This is a genomic window from Amycolatopsis anabasis (genome assembly GCF_009765355.1).
GTDB classification, from domain to species: Bacteria; Actinomycetota; Actinomycetes; order Mycobacteriales; family Pseudonocardiaceae; genus Amycolatopsis; species Amycolatopsis anabasis.
On record NZ_VTHK01000034.1, the window covers coordinates 62,770 to 78,555 of the forward strand.

14 protein-coding genes are annotated in these 15,786 nt (G+C 71.6%); 2 read left to right on the plus strand and 12 right to left on the minus strand.

The window, feature by feature from the left end; translation table 11 throughout:
• Positions 1–20 precede the first annotated feature (20 nt).
• From secG to FXO23_RS34350, 6 genes are all read right to left on the minus strand, one after another.
• Positions 21–251, minus strand: coding sequence for a preprotein translocase subunit SecG (gene secG, locus FXO23_RS34325; protein WP_094863469.1), 231 nt, complete (start codon positions 249–251; stop codon positions 21–23).
• A 54-nt stretch (positions 252–305) separates the two neighbouring features.
• Complete coding sequence (gene tpiA, locus FXO23_RS34330; protein ID WP_158890015.1) at positions 306–1,091, minus strand: triose-phosphate isomerase; 786 nt, start codon at positions 1,089–1,091, stop codon at positions 306–308.
• 2 nt (positions 1,092–1,093) lie between these two features.
• A complete protein-coding gene (locus FXO23_RS34335; protein ID WP_158890017.1) occupies positions 1,094–2,332 on the minus strand; it encodes a phosphoglycerate kinase in 1,239 nt (412 codons plus the stop codon).
• A gap of 5 nt (positions 2,333–2,337) precedes the next feature.
• Entirely contained in the window at positions 2,338–3,342 is a 1,005-nt protein-coding gene (gene gap / locus FXO23_RS34340; protein WP_158890019.1) for a type I glyceraldehyde-3-phosphate dehydrogenase, read from the minus strand.
• Positions 3,343–3,519: 177 nt separating this feature from the next.
• A complete protein-coding gene (locus FXO23_RS34345; protein ID WP_158890022.1) occupies positions 3,520–4,713 on the minus strand; it encodes a winged helix DNA-binding domain-containing protein in 1,194 nt (397 codons plus the stop codon).
• 41 nt (positions 4,714–4,754) lie between these two features.
• Positions 4,755–5,267 carry a DUF6069 family protein gene (locus tag FXO23_RS34350; protein WP_158890024.1) on the minus strand — a complete coding sequence of 171 codons (513 nt, stop codon included), beginning with the start codon at positions 5,265–5,267 and terminating at the stop codon, positions 4,755–4,757.
• A 129-nt stretch (positions 5,268–5,396) separates the two neighbouring features.
• On the opposite strand from FXO23_RS34350, the gene FXO23_RS34355 reads away from it, so the two are divergent.
• A complete protein-coding gene (locus FXO23_RS34355; protein WP_158890026.1) occupies positions 5,397–6,041 on the plus strand; it encodes a LysE family translocator in 645 nt (214 codons plus the stop codon).
• Positions 6,042–6,194: 153 nt separating this feature from the next.
• On the opposite strand, the gene FXO23_RS34360 is transcribed toward FXO23_RS34355, so the two are convergent.
• From FXO23_RS34360 to FXO23_RS34370, 3 genes are read right to left on the minus strand one after another with little or no spacing between them, the layout of a single operon-like run.
• The gene (locus tag FXO23_RS34360; protein WP_158890028.1) at positions 6,195–10,655 is read right to left on the minus strand and encodes a hypothetical protein; all 4,461 of its coding nucleotides are present in this window, start codon (positions 10,653–10,655) and stop codon (positions 6,195–6,197) included.
• An 8-nt stretch (positions 10,656–10,663) separates the two neighbouring features.
• Positions 10,664–11,404 (minus strand): hypothetical protein, encoded by a 741-nt coding sequence (locus tag FXO23_RS34365; protein WP_425484935.1) that lies wholly within the window; start codon positions 11,402–11,404, stop codon positions 10,664–10,666.
• Positions 11,405–11,460: 56 nt separating this feature from the next.
• The gene (locus FXO23_RS34370; protein ID WP_158890032.1) at positions 11,461–12,939 is read right to left on the minus strand and encodes a hypothetical protein; all 1,479 of its coding nucleotides are present in this window, start codon (positions 12,937–12,939) and stop codon (positions 11,461–11,463) included.
• Positions 12,940–13,001: 62 nt separating this feature from the next.
• Between FXO23_RS34370 and FXO23_RS34375 the strand changes: the two genes are divergently transcribed.
• Complete coding sequence (locus tag FXO23_RS34375) at positions 13,002–13,439, plus strand: PPOX class F420-dependent oxidoreductase (RefSeq protein ID WP_158890034.1); 438 nt, start codon at positions 13,002–13,004, stop codon at positions 13,437–13,439.
• 7 nt (positions 13,440–13,446) lie between these two features.
• Here the strand turns inward: FXO23_RS34375 and FXO23_RS34380 are convergent, their stop codons facing one another.
• The 3 genes from FXO23_RS34380 to FXO23_RS34390 are packed head-to-tail and all read right to left on the minus strand — an operon-like array spanning position 13,447 to position 15,767.
• Positions 13,447–13,842 carry a DUF3037 domain-containing protein gene (locus tag FXO23_RS34380; protein WP_158890036.1) on the minus strand — a complete coding sequence of 132 codons (396 nt, stop codon included), beginning with the start codon at positions 13,840–13,842 and terminating at the stop codon, positions 13,447–13,449.
• On the minus strand, positions 13,839–14,699 hold the full coding sequence (locus FXO23_RS34385; RefSeq protein ID WP_158890038.1) for a HipA family kinase: 861 nt from the start codon (positions 14,697–14,699) through the stop codon (positions 13,839–13,841). Before FXO23_RS34385 ends, FXO23_RS34380 begins: the two co-directional genes overlap by 4 nt.
• A gap of 45 nt (positions 14,700–14,744) precedes the next feature.
• Positions 14,745–15,767, minus strand: coding sequence for a glucosyl-3-phosphoglycerate synthase (locus FXO23_RS34390; protein WP_179956965.1), 1,023 nt, complete (start codon positions 15,765–15,767; stop codon positions 14,745–14,747).
• Positions 15,768–15,786 lie beyond the last annotated feature (19 nt).

The following is a 15,786-nucleotide window of genomic DNA, read 5'->3' on the forward strand; positions in this document are numbered from 1 at the left end:
CCCCATAGGCACGCCCGTGCTCACACCTTCAGCAGCAGACCAAGGCCCACGATGCTGATCAACCAGACCGCGCCGAGCAGCAGGGTGATGCGGTCGAGGTTCTTCTCGGCCACGCTCGACCCGGACAGGCTCGACTGCATGCCGCCGCCGAAAAGCGACGACAGCCCGCCACCGCGCCCGCGATGCAACAGGACGGCGACGACCAGCAGAACGCTGGATGCGATCAACAGGATTTGCAGGAACAGCTTCATCTCATCCTCGCTGTATGGCGGCCTGGACGCTCAGATTACCGGTACGCGCAACGATCAGGGCAGAGGGCCACCCGCTGCGAGGGCGCAGAGTTTCGTGAATTCGTCAGCTTCGAGGCTCGCTCCGCCAACAAGCGCCCCGTCGATGTTGTCGCAAGCGACCAGATCGGCGATATTGCCCGATTTGACCGATCCGCCGTAGAGCACCCGCACTTCGCCCGCGATCTCGGCGCCGTACTTGTCGGTCAGCGCGCCCCGGATCGCCTTGCACACCTCTTCGGCGTCCGCGGGGGTGGCCACCCGGCCGGTGCCGATCGCCCACACCGGCTCGTACGCGACCACCACGGAGGTGATCTGGTCCGCCTTGAGGCCCTTCAACCCGGCGATGAGCTGGGCCGTGGTGTGCTCGATGTGGCCACCGGCCTCCCGGACGTCGAGCTTCTCCCCGACGCACAGGATCGGTTTGACGCCGTGCTTGAGCGCGGCGCGCACCTTCTTGTTGACCAGCTCGTCGTCCTCGGCGTGGTACTCGCGGCGCTCGGAGTGGCCGACCACCACGTAGCTGCAGCCGAGCTTGGCCAGCATCGGCCCCGAGACGTCCCCGGTGTAGGCGCCGGAGTCGTGCGGGGACAGATCTTGCGCGCCGTAGCTGAGCAGGAGCTTGTCGCCGTCCACCAGGGTCTGCACGCTGCGGATGTCGGTGAACGGCGGCAGCACCGTCACGTCCACCTTCGCGTAGTACTTCTCCGGCAGGGAGAAGGCGATCTTCTGCACCAGCGCGATGGCCTCGAGGTGGTTGAGGTTCATCTTCCAGTTGCCGGCGATGAAGGTCTTCCGTGCCATTGTCAGCTCTCTCCCAGGACGGCGACGCCGGGCAGTTCCTTGCCCTCGAGGTATTCCAGCGACGCTCCGCCGCCGGTGGAGATGTGCGAGAAACCGTCCTCGGGCAGCCCGAGCACGCGGACCGCGGCGGCCGAGTCGCCGCCGCCGACCACGCTGAACGCGTCGCTGTCGGCGATGGCCTGCGCGACGCCCCGGGTGCCCGCGGCGAACGGGGCCAGTTCGAACACCCCGGCCGGGCCGTTCCAGAAGACGGTCTTGGCGCCGGTGACCGCGCCGGCGAACCGCCGCACGCTCTCCGGGCCGATGTCCAGGCCCAGCCAACCCTCGGGGATGGCGTCGGCCGCGACCGTGTCGGTCTTGGCGTCCGCGGCGAACTTGTCCGCCACCACGACGTCGGTGGGCACCACGATCTTGTCGCCGTGCTGCTCCAGAAGCGTGCGCGCGGTGTCGATGAAGTCCTTCTCCAGCAAGGACGCGCCCACGTCGTGGCCCTGCGCGGCGAGGAAGGTGAACGCCATCCCGCCGCCGATGAGCAGCGTGTCCACCTTCGGCAGCAGCGCCTCGATGACGGCGAGCTTGTCGGAGACCTTGGAACCGCCGAGCACGACCACGTACGGCCGGGCGGGGTCGCCGGTCAGCTTGCTCAGCACCTCGAGTTCGGCCAGCACCAGGCCACCGGCGTAGGCGGGCAGCACCCGCGCCACGTCGTAGACGGAAGCCTGCTTGCGGTGGACCACCCCGAAACCGTCGGACACGAACGCGCCGCCGTCGCCGGTGAGCGCGGCGAACTCGCGGGCCAGCGCGGCCCGCTCGTCGGCGTCCTTGCTGGTCTCGCGCGGGTCGAACCGCACGTTCTCCAGCAGCGCGACCTCGCCGTCCGCGAGCCCTGCCACGGTGGCCTCGGCCTGCTCGCCCACCACGTCCCCGGCGAGCGCGACCTCGGAACCGAGCAACTCGCCGAGCCGCGCGGCGACCGGGCGCAGCGAGAACTTGGGGTCCGGTTCGCCCTTGGGCCGCCCGAGATGCGCCGCCACGATGACCTTGGCACCGGCGTCGGCCAGCTTCTTGATCGTGGGCAGCGCGGCGCGGACCCGGCCGTCGTCGGTGATCCGGCGCTGGGCGGGGTGATGGGTGGGTTGCTGATCATCACCGTCCAGAGGGACATTCAGGTCGGCGCGCACGAAGACGCGCCGACCCGAGACACCCTCGTTCAGCAGATCGTCGAGTGTCTTGACTGCCATGGGTTTCAGGACAGCTTGGCGCCGACGAGCGTGACCAGGTCCGCGAGGCGGTTGGAGTAGCCCCACTCGTTGTCGTACCAGCCGTACACCTTGACCTGGTTGTCGATCACCTTGGTGATCGGCGCGTCGTAGATGCAGGACGCCGGGTCGTTGACGATGTCGGCGGACACGATCGGCTCGTCGCTGTAGCGCAGGATGCCCTTCAGCGGCCCCTCGGCCGCCGCCTTGTAGGCCGCGTTGATCTCGTCCACCGAGGCGCTCTTGGCCAGGTTCACCGTGAGGTCGGTGATCGAGCCGGTGGGCACCGGGACCCGCAGCGAGTAGCCGTCCAGTTTGCCGTCCAGCTCGGGGAGAACGAGACCGATCGCCTTGGCCGCACCGGTGGAGGTGGGCACCACGTTCAGCGCGGCGGCCCGGGCCCGCCGCAGGTCCTTGTGCGGACCGTCCTGCAGGTTCTGGTCCTGGGTGTAGGCGTGGATGGTGGTCATCAGGCCCTGCTCGATGCCGAAGCTGTCGTGCAGCACCTTCGCCAGCGGGGCCAGGCAGTTGGTGGTGCAGGAGGCGTTCGAGATGATCGTCTGCGAGCCGTCGTAGGACTTGTCGTTCGCACCGAGCACGACGGTGAGGTCCGCGCCCTTGGCCGGGGCGGAGATGATGACCTTCTTGGCGCCACCGGCGACGTGCGCCTTGGCGGCGTCGGCGTTGGTGAAGAAACCGGTGGACTCGACGACGACGTCCACACCGAGGTCGCCCCACGGCAGGTTCGCCGGGTCCCGATCGGCGAGCGCCTTGATCGTCTTGCCGCCGACGACGAGGCCCTCGTCGCTGACGCTGATCTCCTCCGGGTACCGGCCGAGGACGCTGTCGTACTTGAGCAGGTGCGCCATGGTGTTCACGTCGCCGAGGTCGTTGAACGCGACCACCTCGATGTCGTGACCGCCGGCCTGCACCGCACGGAAGAAGTTGCGGCCGATCCGGCCGAAGCCGTTCACACCTACGCGAACCGTCACTGCTGCCACTCCTCGGGACTCGACCCGGCGCACCGGGTACGTCTGCTGGGGCTCGGGGCCACCCTAGCGTGCTGGCCTGCGGCGACTCGCATTGCCCGGCGAGACGTGCGCCACCAGGCGAATCGATCAAGGAATCGATCCAGATGGCCGGGATCACTACTCCGAACGCCGCACTTGTTACTTCCCAGTAGCCAGTTCGCGCTCCAGCGGGGTGCGGAACTTGGGGATGATCCGGACGTCACCGAGCCAGGTGGTCAGGCGGGCGGCTTCGGCCTCGACGGCCGCCGTCGCCTCGGCGCCGACGTCCTCGAGCAACCGGAACACCACCTCGCCGCCGGCGCGTTGCGCCCAGCCGCCGGCGATCCGGCCGTCGCACCAGACGGTGGGCCCGACGTTGCCCGCGCTGTCGAACAGGGCGGACCGGTGACCGCCGAGGTACCAGTCCCGCTCGGTCCACCCCATCGGGGTCGGATCGAGCGCCGGAAGCAGGGCCACCCACGGGCCGGGGTCGGGCACCGGCGCCAGGTCCTCGGGCAACGCCACCCCGGCCACCCCGTCCAGGTCGACCTCCACCGGCCCGACCTCGGCGAGCGCCTTCTTGGTCTGAGCCGCGGTCCAGCCGGTCCACCAGCGCAGATCGGCGACCGGCGCCGGGCCGAAGGCCGCCAGCCAGCGGCGGGCCAGTTCGGCCCGGGCGTCCTCGGGCGACCACGCGGCCAGCCCGCCGGGCACCCACTCGTCCATGACCGACCAGACGTACTGGCTGGACAGCCACGAACCGCGCGGGCGGCCCCGCACGATCCGGCCGTCCATCGCGAGCAGGGACAGCACCCGGTTGCTCACGTACGGCGTGGACTCGTACGGCTTGCCCTTGGCCATGATCAACTGCTGGCGCAGCCGGGGCTCGGCCTCGGCCAGTTCCTGCGGCAACGCCGAGCCCCGGGCCGCGAGCGCCCGCGCGGTCGCCTCCTCGACCTCAGCGAGCCAGGCTTCCGCGTCCGGCACGTTCTCCGGGTGGCCCTGGGTGGTCAGGTGCTGGACCAGCAGGCGGCGCTGCTTCTTCGCGATGTCGAGCGTGCACGCGGCCTGCACGATCGGCGCGACCTCATCGGGCACCACGAACATGGTGCGGCGCATGCCGAGCATCCGGATCAGCGTCCGGTCGTCGTAGAGCGCGCGTTCGACGTCCGCGGTCGACGGCTCGGCCATCCGCGCGACGGCCGCGAGGTGCACGGTGGCCGCGTCGGTGGCGTGCAGCGCGACGAGCCCGCGCGCCACCTCTTCGGCGTTCGCGGCCTTGCTCCCGGCGGCCAGCCGGTGCCGCACACCCAGCCGCGCCCGGCGCTGCTCGATCCCGATCCTCGGCGTCACGGTCCGTTCCTACCACCGGACGCCGACAGTTTTCGGTCAGCTCACCCCTGGGGGTAGTAGGGCGGTTGTTCGCCCCATTGCCGGGTTTCCGCGGTGTCGCGCCGGGCGTTCCGCCGGATTCTGCGGGCGCTGGCCGCGGTGCTGGAGACCAGGGCGGCGATCGCGAAGCCGATCGCCAGGTTGATCAGCGCGGTGGCCACCTTGCTGCCGATGTGCACGGCGAGGGTCAGCGGGAGCACCATGGCGATCACGATGAACAGGGCCATGATCCAGCCGAAGAACTGCCCCGGCGCGGGGGTGGCCAGGCTCAGCACGTGCATCAGCCCGGTGGCCAGCAACGCGGCCGCGGCGGCGGACACCGCGTAGGTGACGGTGTTGGCGTTGCCCCAGATGCCGTGCCTCTTCGGGGCGAGCACCTCGACGTCGAACAGGCCGCGGGCGATCAGCAGGCCCGCCACGGCCACCAGCGCGGCGACGATCGCGGTGGCCGCTCCCCCGGCCCACAGGCGCTTGGGATCGACGTCGGTCGCGTCACCGGGGGCGTACTGATTCATCTGCGCGCTCCTCCCGCTACTCGGTGTGCACCCCTCCACCCCATGCTCTCGCGGTTCGCCCGCGCCCGCTGGGCCAAACCGGCGGAAAAAGCCGTTCGCGGCCACCGCGGCGACCTCTACGCTCGGCGCATGATCTCGGCCAGCCAGTTCGCGGCGTTCACCGCCCTCGCGTTCGTGATGATCGTGGTGCCCGGCCCCAGCGTGCTGTTCACCATCAGCCGCGCCCTCACCGTGGGCCGGCGCGACGCGCTGCTCACCGTGCTGGGCAACGCGATCGGCGTGTATCTCCAGGTGGTCGCGGTGGCGTTCGGGCTGGGCGCGATCATCGAAGGCTCCGCGACGGTGTTCACCGTCATCAAACTGGTGGGCGCGGGATACCTGGTCTACCTCGGCATCCAGGCGATCCGGCACCGCCGCTCGCTCGCCGAGGCGTTCCACGCCGCCGTGGACACCACCCCGGGACGCACGGTGAAGGTGCTCCGGGACGGTTTCGTCGTGGGGTTCGCCAACCCGAAGTCGATCGTGTTCCTGGCGGCCGTGCTGCCCCAGTTCGTGAACACCGCCGCCGGGGCGGTGCCGGTGCAGATCCTGCTCCTCGGCATCGTGCTGCCGGTGCTCGCGGTGCTCTCGGACAGCGTCTGGGCACTCGTCGCCGGATCCGCCCGCGCCTGGTTCGCGCGTTCCCCGAAGCGGCTTTCCTTCATCGGTGGCACCGGCGGCCTGGTGATGATCGGCCTCGGCGCCGGGCTGGCGATCAACGGGCGCAAGGACTGACGCACGGCCAAGACGAGGTCGAGCAGGCCGGGGTCGGCCTGCTGGCCGGACATGCCATGCGGCACAACGATCTCGGCGCGCTGGAAGACCTGATCCGGGAAGCCGGGTTCACCGTGCTCGCCACCGGCACCGCCCGCCGGTGGCTTGCCTACGTCAGTGCTCGGCGCTGACCGGTTCGGGATCGTTGCCCGGTTTGACGAACAGCCGGGTGGCGGAAAGCCGGGCGACGCCGTCGGAGTCGCCGAGTTCGTCCAGGTTGCCGCGGATCGTCGCGTCCACCGACAGGTACTTGCGCCCGGCGCGGAGGTCGGCGTCGTTGCGCAGCCGGATGATCAGCGGGAACTCGCTCAGCGCGCCGGCGTCGAACAGGCCCGTGGTGTAGATCAGCTGCACGCCGAGCGCGCTGGCCACGACCCGCTGCAGTTCCAGCAGGTACCCCGCCGACGCGCGGCCGATCGGGTTGTCCAGGAACAGCACCCCGGAATGCCGGTTGCGCATCTTGCCGCGGTTGTTCGCCCGCAAGGCAGCCAGCGTGCAGTACAGGATGATCGCCGCGGTGAGCTGCTGCCCGCCGGAGAACACGTCCCGGATCTCCGACACCCGCTGCCGTTCGGTCCGCAGCACCGAATCCGGTTTGAGCATGTCGACCCGGAACCCCTTCGGCACCGCCGCCTGCACCCCGCGCAGGACCAGGGACATCCCGTCCCGCTTGACGTCCCGGCCGTCGCTGGTCTTGCCCGCCGCGGCCTCGTCCACCACCTGGCCCAGCGCTTCGGCGAGCACGTTCTCCTCCGGATCGGCGAACCGGATCCGCAGGAACTCCTGGCCCGACCAGTCACCGAGCCCCTCGGGCAGCCGGGACAGCCGCTGCGCCGAGCGCAGCATCCGCAGCGCGCCCTCGACCATGCCCTGCAACCGCGCGACGATCCCGGACCGGTGCCGGTCGATCTGCGCCAGATCGTCGGTGAGCGTGCGCAGCCGCGGCCGCAGCGCGGTGGCCCATTCCCCCGCGCTGGCCGGCAGGCTGTCCCGCCGCACCGAGATGATCTGCTGGCGCACCGGGCTGGACAGCTTCTCGAACCGCTTCTCGGTCGCGTACTGCGCGAGCGCGTCGGCCGCCGCGCGGACCCGTTTCTCGGCCTGGTCCACCGCCGCGTCGGCCGCGGTGAGCGCGGAGTTCAGCTTGGTGTGGCGCGCCTGCGCGGCGTCCACGTCCCCGTCGAACACCGATTCCGGTTCGCCCTCGGGCGCCAGGTGCGCCAGTGATTCGGCCAGCATGCGGAACCCGGCCGCCGAGGAGTTGGCGTTGTCCAGCACGTGCTCGGCCTCGGCCCGCCGGGCCTGGGCCTGTTCCCACGCGCGGGCCGCCGCGGTGGCCTCCTCGGTCGCCGCGTCGATGAGTTCGCGGCCGTGCTCGATGTCGCGCGGGCGCCCGTAGCCCTCCAGCGACGAAGCCTGCTTCGGCAGCACGTCGAGTTCGGCCTTGCGGGTGGCCACCACGCCGATCGCCTCGCTGTGCTCGGCTTCCAGCGCGGCCACGGCCCGGTCCGCGCGGGCCTTCGCGGCCGCCCGGGTCGCCGCGTCGGAGCCGTCGGCGGTCTCCAGCAGTTCGCCCGCGCGCTCGCGCACCACCGGGTCGAGCGCTTCCAGCGCCGCCCGTGCCGAAGACTCCGCGCTCTCGGCCTGATCGAGTTCGGCCCGCAGGTCGCTGCCCACCTCGACCTTCGCGTAGGCGTCGCTCGCCGACGCGAACGCGCGGCGCAGCGCGTCGACCGGTTCCTTGGGCGCCGGATCGTCCTCGGACACCGATCCGCCACCGGGAACCTCGGCGAGTTCGGCCCGCGCGCTGCTGACCGTGCGGCGGTGACCGTCCGCGGTTCGCTGCTCCTCGGCGGCCTCCTCGCGCAGCCGCGCGGCGCGCGCCGCGGCCTGCTCGGCCTCCGCCTCGGCCTGGGTGACGATCTCCTGCGCCCGCTCGGCCGCGTCCGTCCACTCCGGAATCCGGGCGACCCGCGCGGCCAGTTCGTCGAGTGCGCGCGAACGTTCCTCACCGGTGCGCACCTCGGCGCGCAGCGCGGGCACGGTTTCGCGGAGCCGGGCCCGGCGCGCGCCCAGTTCGGCGAGCGCGTCCTCGGCGGTCTTCACCTCGGCTTCCGCCGCGGCCTGTTCGCTCGACGCCGCTTCGGCCTCCTCGGCGAGCGTGCCGATCGCGCCCGGCGGGTAGTCCTCGCGCCACGCGGTGAGCTTCCATTCCAGCGCGGCGTCGTCGCCGACCGCGGTGGTCAGCGCTTCGAGCTGCTTCTGCCGCCGCCCGTGCCGCGCCGCGATGGCCTCGCGCTCGGCGTCGGCGGCGTCCTCGTCGTACATCGCCGGGTTGGGCGGCACCAGGAAGTCCACGCCCGGTGCGGTCCCCTCGCCGCGGAGCGCCTCGGTGATGCCGACCGGCAGCACGACACTCGGCAGGAGTTTCGCGTCGGTGAGCGCCTTTTCCGCACGCTTCAGCTGGGACGCCTCGTTGACCAGGACGCCGCCGACCAGATGCGGCAGCTCCGCCAGCACCCGCTTGCGCCGCTTGGCGTCCATTGTGGACAGATAGCGCCAGCCGGACCACGCGGTGACGCCCGCTTCCTCGAGGACATCCAGCGCCGCCTGCACCTCCGGCGGCGCGGGCAGCAGTCCCCCGCTGCCCAGTGCGCCGAGCGCGCGCTCGTCCACGGATTCCTCGATCCGCAGGGCGGTCTGCTCGCGTTCGGCCTCGGCTCGCGCCTCGCGCAACCGCTTCAGCAGCGCCGGGGTGTCGGTTTCGAGCTGGACGTTGTCGCCGCCGAGCAGTTCGAGCAGGCGCGGATGCGCGGCGAGGCTGTCCGTGCGCTGGTGCGCCTTGGCCAGCTCCGCGGCGGCGCGTTCGGCCTTGCTCCGCGCCGAAGCCGCGCGCTGCTGCGCGGTGTGCAGCGCGGTCTGGGCCTGCCCGTACTCCTCGCCGATCCGTTCGGCTTCGGCTTCGGCGGACGCCAGCTCGTCGCGGGCCTGTTCGGCGCGGGTGCGCGCCTGCTGCGCGGCCGCGGCGACCTCGGTGCCGTCGGAGAGCAGCCCGTCCCGGACCGCCTGCCGGACGCCCGCCCGGACCTCGTCGATGCGCGCGGTGAGCTGGGCGTGCTCGGCGCGGTGCTTGGCGGCGGTCCCGGTGGCCTCGTCGCGCTGCGCCTGGGATTTCACCGCTTCCGCGTTGGCGGTCGCGGCCTTCGCCTCGGCCGCGGTCACCTGCTCCCCGGCTTGCGCGGCCAGTGCCAGAAGTCCGCGCGCGAGCGCGGTGGCGGCCGTGTTCTTCGCCTGCAGCGCGGGTTTCGCGGTCTGTTCCCGCTCCCCCACGAGTTCGCGGATGTCGGCCGCCTTGCGCACCGCGTTCACGTGCGCGAGCACGGTTCCGGTTTCCCGCCACGCTTCCGCGGTGGCCTTCGCGTCGGCGAGTTCGGCGTCCAGCCGCTTCTTGTCCTCGATCGCCGCGTTCAGCCGGAGATCGGCCACCACACGGCGCAGTTCGGTGACCACCCCGGCCAGGCGCCGGTGGTCGCCCTCGGCGAGTTTCTCCGCGTCCCGGGTCTCCTCGACGTGTGCCGCCAACCCGGAAAGCCGCTCGGACTCGAGCTTGTGCCGCGCCACGACCGAGCCGGCGAAGGACTCGGCCTCTTCCCGGGCGGCGCCGGCGAGCTTGCGGGACGCGGCGGCCAGCGACTCCTCCTCGGACAGCGGCACCAGCAGCTCGAGCGCTCCGGAGACGAAGTCCCGTTCCGCGATCAGCTCGCCGCGCTGGCCCAGGTTGTGCGCGTAGGTCTTGAGCACCTCGGCCAGATCGCGCGGATCGTCCTCGGCGATCACCGCCTTGAGCAGGAACTCGACGAACGCCTCGTCGTTGCTGAAGTTGAACGCGTCGGCCGCCTCGCCCTCGCCGGCGTTCATCGCGCGCTGGTACCGGAACAGTTCGGTGTCCAGGCCGATCGAGTCCAGCCGCTCGGTCCACTCGTGGTGGCGGCGGGTCCAGGACAGTTCCAGTTCCGGTTCCGCGCGGTGCGCCGCGTCCAGCCGCTCCTGGAATCCGGACATGGTGAGCAGGCGGCCGTCCTCGGTGAGCGGCAGCGTCTCCAGATCGAGCGTGGTGCTCGGCCGGAAGCAGAACCAGGCGTCGATCAGGTTCGCCGGATCGGCCGAGGTCACGTGCCCGCGCCATTCGGACACCTTCCCGGTGATCACCCGCTGCCCGGTCTCGGTGTGCTGCCACTCCAGCACCACGTGCGAGACGTCCTTGGCCCCGACGAACTTCTCCAGCACCCGGGTGCTGGTGGTGCCGACGACCTGGCGGCGCCCGGGCAGCATCACCGAGAAGATGAGCTTGATGAGCACGGACTTCCCGCCGCCGTTCTCCAGGAACAGCACGCTCGCCGGGGACGGGCGCCGGGGCAGTCCCTGCTCCGCCGAATGGATCCCGGCGCTGAACAGCGCGTCCTGGGTCGGCGATTTGACCACCGGGCCGACCCCGCTCAGATCCAGCAGCACGTCCTGGTAGCGGGCGCCCGCCGGGCCCACCGAGTGCAGCCGCACCCGCGAAAGCTCGTACATGTACCCCCCTAGAGAGTGTCCGAAATGGACGGACGAAGTGTGCCGGAGCCGTCGCCGACGGCGACCACGTTCAGATCGAGCAGTTCCTCGAACGCGCTGTCCGCGGCCAGCTCCCGGACCTGCACCTGGTAGCGCGGAGTGGTGCGGTAGGTCCCGCCCTGCTCGTTGTTGACCTGCACCAGAAACCCTTGGTCGGCGAGGAACTTCAGCGCCCGCGACACCATGCCCCGGGTGGTGTCCGAGGCGAGGCGCCCGTCCTTGGTCGCCGCCGCCGCGGGCCGCCGCGCGTAGGCCCGCCACGCCTGTTCGAGCTCGGGGGCGTCGGAGAGCGGATCGTTGTTCGCCTCGGCCTTGGCGGCGCGCTCGTCCAGGATCCGGCAGGCCTCCCGCACCACGCCGTCGACCTGTTCGACGCTGACCCGGCCGATGTAGGTGTCGTTGGCCAGGTCGTCCGGGCGCGGGTACCCGAGCGCGGCGGTGGCCAGGTGCACCAGCCCGTGCAGCACCTTCTCGGTCTCGCGCCGCTCGCGGATCTTGCTCTGCCGCGCGTAGCTGTCCATCTTGATCTCGAAGACGGACTCGTCGGTGGCCGCGAGCACCGCGCCCGCCTGGGTGCTCACGTCGAGCACCATCAGCCCGAGCCCGGCCGCCACCGAGTTGGTGAGCTGCTTGAACGCGCTGTCCTCGGCGTACCGGCGGACCAGGTCCGCGTACACCACGTCCCGTCCGGGCAGCTGCTTCGGCCGCATCCCGAACGAGATCAGCCGGGCCGCGGACTCCACGTCGCCGTTGCTGACCGCCCTGGTCACGTGGTCCCCTCCTCGTCTTCGCCGCCGCGCTCGATGCTCGCCGACGCCAGCAGCAGATCGGCCCCGCCGAATTCGGGGTCGTCCAGCAGCGTGCCGTCGTCGACCGCGAGCAGCGCCCGCTCGTCCCCCTGCCGGACGGCGGCCGCCACCTCGGGACTGTAGGAGTGCAGCGCCCGGAGCGCGACCAGGCGGGCCAGGCCCGGATCGAGCGCCCGCGCCTCGGCCAGCAGCCCGGACAACCGGCGCGGCACCTCGGGCAGGTCGAGCAGTTCGTCGGCCTGCCGCCACTGTTCGTCGCTGTAGTAGTCCAGTGTCTCCGGCGGCACGAGTTCGGGTTCGGGCACCTCGCCGACCAGTTTGTCCCGCTCCGGCGCGGGCCGCAGCAGCAGCGACACCAGCGCGGGCAACGCGGGGACGGTCGGCACGGCGAGCCCGGCCGCCGCGTGGAAGAATGATTCGGTCGGCGCGGTCGCGTCCGAGATCGGCAGTTCCAGGGTCGGCACCAGGAGCTGGCCGAACAGGTCGATGGTCGCCCGGCGCGGCGGGCCGGAGAACTGCTGGCGGTCCTGCTCGGCCCGGAAGGTCGCGCCCGCCGCCTGCAGCCGGGACTGGAGCTGGGTGTGGCGGCTGATGCAGTCGCCCACGATGTCGACCAGTTCCGCGGCGCGCCGCTTGCGGTCGGGATCCTCGGCGTCGTCGCGGGCGGCGGTGATGTTCTTCAGGATCGCGTTCTCCGCGCGGAACCGGGACTCGATGTGCGAGAGCGCCGAGTCGAGCAGTTCGGGCATCTCCTCGTCCCAGTCGACCGCGCGCACGTCCCGGCGGGTCGCGTCGAGTTTGGCGCGCAGGGTCTCCCCGTACTGCACGGTCCGGTACCGCGCCTGCTCGGCCGCGAGCTTCGCGTCGGCCAGGCGGCCGCGGGTGATCAGGTTCTCCAGCTTCACCTCGGCCGCGATCTGCGCGGATTCGACGTCCGTGTCCAGCGCGCCGACCAGCACGTTGATCGCCTCGTCGCTGGCACGCAGGTAGACCTCGCCGTCCGGGGCGGCCAGTTCGACGAGCAGCTTGAAGTCGAACGCACGGCGCGTGTAGGAGCCGTCCGCGTCGATGCTGCCGTACACGCGCCGGAAGCCGCGGTCCGCGGTGCCCACGTTGATCAGGTTGTCCAGCACCCAGCGGGCCACCTTCGTGTGCTCCTCGGCGCCGCGGCCGGGCGCCTGCGCCGCGATGAACGGCTGCAGGCGGCGCACGATCTCGTGGTGGTCCGCGCCGGTGTCGAAGTCCATGGCGATGGTGACCTGGTCGATCGTGTGCAGGGCGATCTCGGCCATCTGGTACACGGTGGCGTCGGCCCAGTCCAGCTTCGCCTTGCGCGCGTCGAGGTCGTGCAGCGGAGCGGTGCAGGCGAGCGCCTTCAACCGGCGCGCCAGGCCCTCGTCGGCCAGGCTCGCCCCGATCAGCTCGTCGTCTCGCACAGCGGGCAACGTTAGTCGGCTCGGTTCTGCGCCCGCACGGGTGACTGGGTAGCGTCGGGTTCATGCACGAGATGACCAGGGACGAATGGTGGGAATTCGCGAGCGCGGGGACCCGCACGGGCATGCTGGGGATCGTCCGCGCGGACGGTTCGCCGCACGTCACACCGGTCTGGTTCCTGCTGAACGCCGCCCCGTCCGGGGACGAGCTGATCTTCACCACCGAGCAGAACTCCCTCAAGGGCAAGGCGTTCCGCCGCGACCCCCGGCTCTCGCTGTGCGTCGACGATCAGCGGCCCCCGTTCTCCTACGTGCACTTCCGCGCCGAAGCGACCCTGCACACCGACCAGGACGAACTCCTCGAGTGGGCCACCCGCCTCGGCGGCCGGTACATGGGCGCGGACCGCGCCGAGGAGTACGGCAAGCGCAACGCCGCCCCCGGCGAGTACCTCGTCCGGGCGAAGATCACCCGGGTGATCGGCCGCGCCGGGATCGCCGACTGACTCCCGTTCAAACTGGGGGCAGGACGAGGGCGCGCAGCAGCCGATCGGCCTCCGCGGCCGGATCGGCGGTGCGTCCGGTGTGCACCGGCCCGGTCTGGACCACCGTGCTGCGCGGCGCGGTGAGCCAGCGGAACCGCTTGCCGGGGTCCAGGGCGACGGCCGGGCCCGCGTCCGGTTCGCCGTCGCACACCGCGGCGATCGTGTGCAGCAGGTGCTCGATCGCCGGGACGTCCGCCGCCGGGTCGAGGGCACGCAGGCGATCGGCGTCCAGGTGCACGCGCGCGCCGAGAAACCGCAGCGCCCGGCAGTGCAGCACCACGCCCGCGTTGAGCGACTCGCCGCGGTCGACTCGCGGAACCACGCGCAGGAGCGCGTACTCGTAGAGCTGGGGCCGGTCGGTCACCGGGCCGCCCTCCGGCCGTGCGCGATCAGCCACGCGGGACGGCGGCTTGCCGGAGCGCGGACCTCCGGGCGCGGCGGCGCCTGCTCGACCGCGGCGAGGACCCCGGGCAGCCACTCCCCGCGCGCGGCGAGGCGGCCGGCGAGCCGGGTCACGTAGGCCTCGCGGAGGCGGTCCGGGGTGTCGAACCCCTCCTCACCGTCGAGCCAGGCGTCCGGCACCGCCGCGACAGCGTCCCGGAGCACGTCCTCGGTCACGCGCGGGGCCAGTTCGGCGTCGGCGGCGGCGACCTCGGGACGGAAGCCGAGCAGCACGTGCTCGCTCGCGTCGTAGGCGCGGGTGTCCGCGGCTTCGGCGCCGGACCAGTTGTGGTGGAAGGTCAGGGTGGCTCCGTGGTCGATGAGGTACGGCTCGCCGTGCCAGTACAGCAGATTCGGATTGCGCCACGAACGATCGACATTGCCGGTGAGCGCGTCGAACCACAGCACCCGCCCGGCGAGCGCCGGGTCAAGAGCGAAGGCGCCGGGGTCGAAGTCCAGCGAGCCGGGCAGGAAGTCCACGCCGAGGTTCGTGCCGGCGCTGGCGCGGAGCAGGTCCTGCACCTCCGGATCCGGTTCGGTGGCGGCCAGTTCGACGTCGAGTTCGACGGTGACCAGCCGGGGCACCGGGAGGTCGAGCGCCCGCGCGAGCCCGGCGCAGACGACCTCGGCCACCAGGACCTTGCGTCCCTGGCCCGCGCCCTGGAACTTGACCACGTAGGTGCCGAGGTCGTCGGCTTCCATCAGACCCGGCAGGGAACCGCCCTCCCGTAGAGGTGTGATGTATCGAGTCGCGCTGACCCGCGCGAGTCCGGCAGACATGGCAACCAAGATACAGACCTGTATCTCGGTGCACTATTGAATATTCTAGGCCGTGTCGCGCAACTCCACGGTGTGCCGCGTGCGCAGGGTGCTCAGCGGGGGCCGTTGCGCGCAGTCCAGTTCGGTGAGCACGATCTCGCGTTCCACGCCGTGCTCGGATTCGCCGCGGCGGAACTGCGCGAGCAGGGTCGCCGGGGGTTGCGCCGACACCAGCCGCCCGTAGCGGTCCAGCCGGTCGAACATGGTCAGCATGATCTGCCCCGCCATCCGGCCGAGCGCCTGGGTGCTCTGGTGCCGGTGCTTGCGCTCGCCCAGATCGACCTGCGCGAGCGCGTCCAGGCCGCGCAGTTCGAGCAGATCGATCAGGTGCCCGACCTCGACGCCGTAGTTGGCGACGAACGGGATCGCCTCCAGCACCGAGCGCCGGCCGGCGTACTCCCCGGCGAGCGGCTGGACGAACCCGGCGAGTTGCGGCCAGTACATGTTGAGCAGCGGCCGCGCGACCAGTTCGGTCACGCGGCCACCCCCGTCGGTGTCCACCGCAGCGGTGCCGACCAGCGGCCGGTGGTAGAAGCCCTTGACGTAGGCCACCGCGGGCTCGGTGAGCAGCGGGCCGAGCAGCCCGGTCACGTAGTCCGCGGTGAAGTCGTACAGGTCTCCGTCGACGAACACCACCAGCTCGCCGCTGGTCGCCGCGAGGCCCTTCCACAGCGCCTCGCCCTTGCCGGGCAAGCCTTCCAGCGGGTACAGCACGGCGTCCTGCGCGACCACGACCGCCCCCGCCTCGGCGGCCACGCGCGCGGTCGCGTCCCGCGACCGGGAATCGACCACGACGATCTCGTCGACCAGCGGCCAGTCCTCGACGAGTTCCCGCCGGATCGTGGCCACGATCGCGCCGATGGTCGCTTCCTCGTCGCGCGCCGGGATCACCACGCTGATCCCGGTTTCCCCCTTGGCCGCGACCAGCTCCGCCACCGGCCAGTCGGCCGCACGGCTGCTGCGCCTCGCGATCCAGTCCCCGATCCCCTCGGTCATCTGCACGACGTGCCCTCCCGCCAGGTCTGCCATCGGTCAGCTTCGAGGGTTG

Bases quoted from the DNA above. Each gene is read 5' to 3' on its own strand.
- FXO23_RS34335 (WP_158890017.1), bottom strand. From the start codon at position 2,332: ATGGCAGTCAAGACACTCGACGATCTGCTGAACGAGGGTGTCTCGGGT.
- tpiA (WP_158890015.1), bottom strand. From the start codon at position 1,091: ATGGCACGGAAGACCTTCATCGCCGGCAACTGGAAGATGAACCTCAAC.
- FXO23_RS34375 (WP_158890034.1), top strand. From the start codon at position 13,002: ATGCACGAGATGACCAGGGACGAATGGTGGGAATTCGCGAGCGCGGGG.
- FXO23_RS34360 (WP_158890028.1), bottom strand. From the start codon at position 10,655: ATGTACGAGCTTTCGCGGGTGCGGCTGCACTCGGTGGGCCCGGCGGGC.
- FXO23_RS34350 (WP_158890024.1), bottom strand. From the start codon at position 5,267: ATGAATCAGTACGCCCCCGGTGACGCGACCGACGTCGATCCCAAGCGC.
- FXO23_RS34355 (WP_158890026.1), top strand. From the start codon at position 5,397: ATGATCTCGGCCAGCCAGTTCGCGGCGTTCACCGCCCTCGCGTTCGTG.
- FXO23_RS34385 (WP_158890038.1), bottom strand. From the start codon at position 14,699: ATGTCTGCCGGACTCGCGCGGGTCAGCGCGACTCGATACATCACACCT.
- secG (WP_094863469.1), bottom strand. From the start codon at position 251: ATGAAGCTGTTCCTGCAAATCCTGTTGATCGCATCCAGCGTTCTGCTG.
- FXO23_RS34365 (WP_425484935.1), bottom strand. From the start codon at position 11,404: ATGCGGCCGAAGCAGCTGCCCGGACGGGACGTGGTGTACGCGGACCTG.
- FXO23_RS34390 (WP_179956965.1), bottom strand. From the start codon at position 15,767: ATGGCAGACCTGGCGGGAGGGCACGTCGTGCAGATGACCGAGGGGATC.